Below are 2,262 nucleotides of genomic sequence, written 5' to 3'. Positions count from 1 at the left end.
TTAATTAGCTCAAACAAAAACTGGTGTACTTTGGCTCGGAATGACTGGTGTACTATGCCTCGGAATGGGTGGTGTAGTATGGGTCGGAATATCCACATTTTTGTTTATATCTGATTTTCAGATCGTTGGATGCAGTTAATTGAGGCCATCTTTGGGTTCGAGCCCTGTTGTTGCACCCTAACTGTACAACTGGTATAAGCTTTCAGTATTTATATACTAAAACCTTCGTCGGAAATATATTATAGCTGATATTTTCCGACTTTTATGGTTCGATGCTCGAAATTTTTAATAGATTGCAGGGTTTCAAGAAAAAATATGAAAAACAATAAAGCACAAAAATATTCGGTGTCCATGGATACCACCGCATGGATCATTACTACAATTATGCTGATAATTACAATGTACCTGTCTTATGATAAGATAAATGAATACAAACGATCTAAGGAGACTTATCAGCTTGTTGTTGTTGGGGTATTATGTGCTATAATGATCATCTCTTTAGCCTTGAGGCCATTATACTATGAGATCCGGAACAACACTTTGATCATTAAACGGTTGGCTGGAAATATTCGAATCAAGAAACAGGATATCTTAAGCGTAGAAAATATGGATGAAATGCATTCTGGCATTCTCATTCGGACTTTTGGTATAGGAGGATATTTCGGATACTTCGGCAAATATCGCAGTTCAAGTCTTGGAGCGTTAAATTTATATGCCACAAGAAAAAATCATCGGATCCTGATTTCAACCAGGCATATGGGAAAGATTATCATTACTCCAGATGATATAAACATGGTTTCAGACCTTTTGTTATAAGTTGGCTTAATTGTGATGCGATGGTAAGTTTTCATGTTTTATGAGAATTTTGTCTCATCCTAAAATTACTTGTCATTAGGTCTGATACTGATTTTCCTTTACAGTTATAAGGAATGTTCATTTTTACATTACGAAAGGCTCCGAGGGTTATCAGTTAATGAATTTTAGAGAATTGATCTTTCCCAACTCTGAAAATAGCTCAATTAAAATTTTGGAATCAAATTAATCTAATCATTAATATCTTTTTATTCATCATCACAAATCTTTGAAATTCTCTTCAAATCACTCAATAAATCTTTGTAAAACTGACCGTTTTCCGGAGCCAAGAAGCTGTCTCAAAAGTGAGGCAGCTTCTTGTGTTTTTAGGTGATTTTTGGTATCTTAAAGGCATGGGAGGCAAAGTAGTCTTTAAAGAATATGATCCAGACCAGTTGACGTTCTTACCGTACAAACTGGAGGAATTGGTACCGCCAGGTCATCCGGTACGGATCGTTAAACAAGTTGTTGACCAGGTAGATGTCAAACCTATCAACCGCAAGTATAAAGGTGGCGGAGCGTCAAGCTTCCATCCCCGGCTGATGCTGAAGTTGCTGGTTTACGGTTATCTGACCAATACTTATTCCTCCCGTAAACTGGAAGATCAAGCGGCACAGAACGTCCACTTCATGTGGCTATTAGGTATGAAAAAGCCCGACCATAACACGATCAACCGTTTCCGGAGCGAGAAGCTGTCAGGTGTCCTTCAGCAGATTTTCTCACAGATTGTGCTGTTGTTACAGCAGGAAGGGATTGTTTCATTGAAGGAGGCCGTGTTCACTGACGGGACCAAGATCGAGTCAGCGGCGAACAGGTACACCTTTGTCTGGGGCAAAAGCATCAAAGCGAATAAAGAGAAGATGAAGGCCCAGCTTGATGAACTATGGGGTTATGCGCAAAGCATTGCCGCCGAAGAACTGAAGGACACAGCCCCTGTAACTTTTGAAGAAGTAAATCCGGAAAAAGTAAAGGAAACTATCGCCAAGATCAATGCAGCCTTAGATGATAAACAAGAGGTAGATAAGAAAGTAAAGCAAAAGCTGAGCTACGCAAAGAAGCACTGGCCGGAGAACCTAAAGAAGTATGAGGAGCAGGAAAAGTTGTTGGCAGGCCGCAACAGCATGTCCAAGACCGATCCGGATGCCACATTCATGCGGATGAAAGAAGACCACATGCTGAACGGGCAGCTCAAACCCACCTACAACCTGCAGATCAGTACACAGCAGCAGTTCATACTCAACTATTCACTTCACCAGACCACAACCGATTACCAAACCCTGCAATCACACCTTGAGGGGTATGAGGCTCTATATAACGAAAAGCCAAAAGCCATAGTAGCTGATGCAGAGGGCACTGAAAAAGTCCCCTAATAGAAAAGGGCAAAAGGAGTAGAAAACTAGTTTTTCTACT

The 2,262-nt window shown here is 40.4% G+C and carries 2 protein-coding genes; both read left to right on the top strand.

Annotated elements, in window-relative coordinates; all coding sequences use genetic code 11:
• Nucleotides 1-315 precede the first annotated feature (315 nt).
• Nucleotides 316-816, top strand: coding sequence for a PH domain-containing protein (locus BMX11_RS23980; protein WP_175474670.1), 501 nt, complete (start codon nucleotides 316-318; stop codon nucleotides 814-816).
• A gap of 389 nt (nucleotides 817-1,205) precedes the next feature.
• Nucleotides 1,206-2,222 (top strand): IS1182 family transposase, encoded by a 1,017-nt coding sequence (locus BMX11_RS23975; RefSeq protein ID WP_090890131.1) that lies wholly within the window; start codon nucleotides 1,206-1,208, stop codon nucleotides 2,220-2,222.
• Nucleotides 2,223-2,262 lie beyond the last annotated feature (40 nt).

The sequence above is a fragment of the Pedobacter rhizosphaerae genome (genome assembly GCF_900111155.1).
Lineage (GTDB): Bacteria > Bacteroidota > Bacteroidia > Sphingobacteriales > Sphingobacteriaceae > Pedobacter > Pedobacter rhizosphaerae.
The sequence above is the reverse complement of the archived record's forward strand: the minus strand, read 5'-3'. Positions and strand labels throughout refer to the sequence as shown.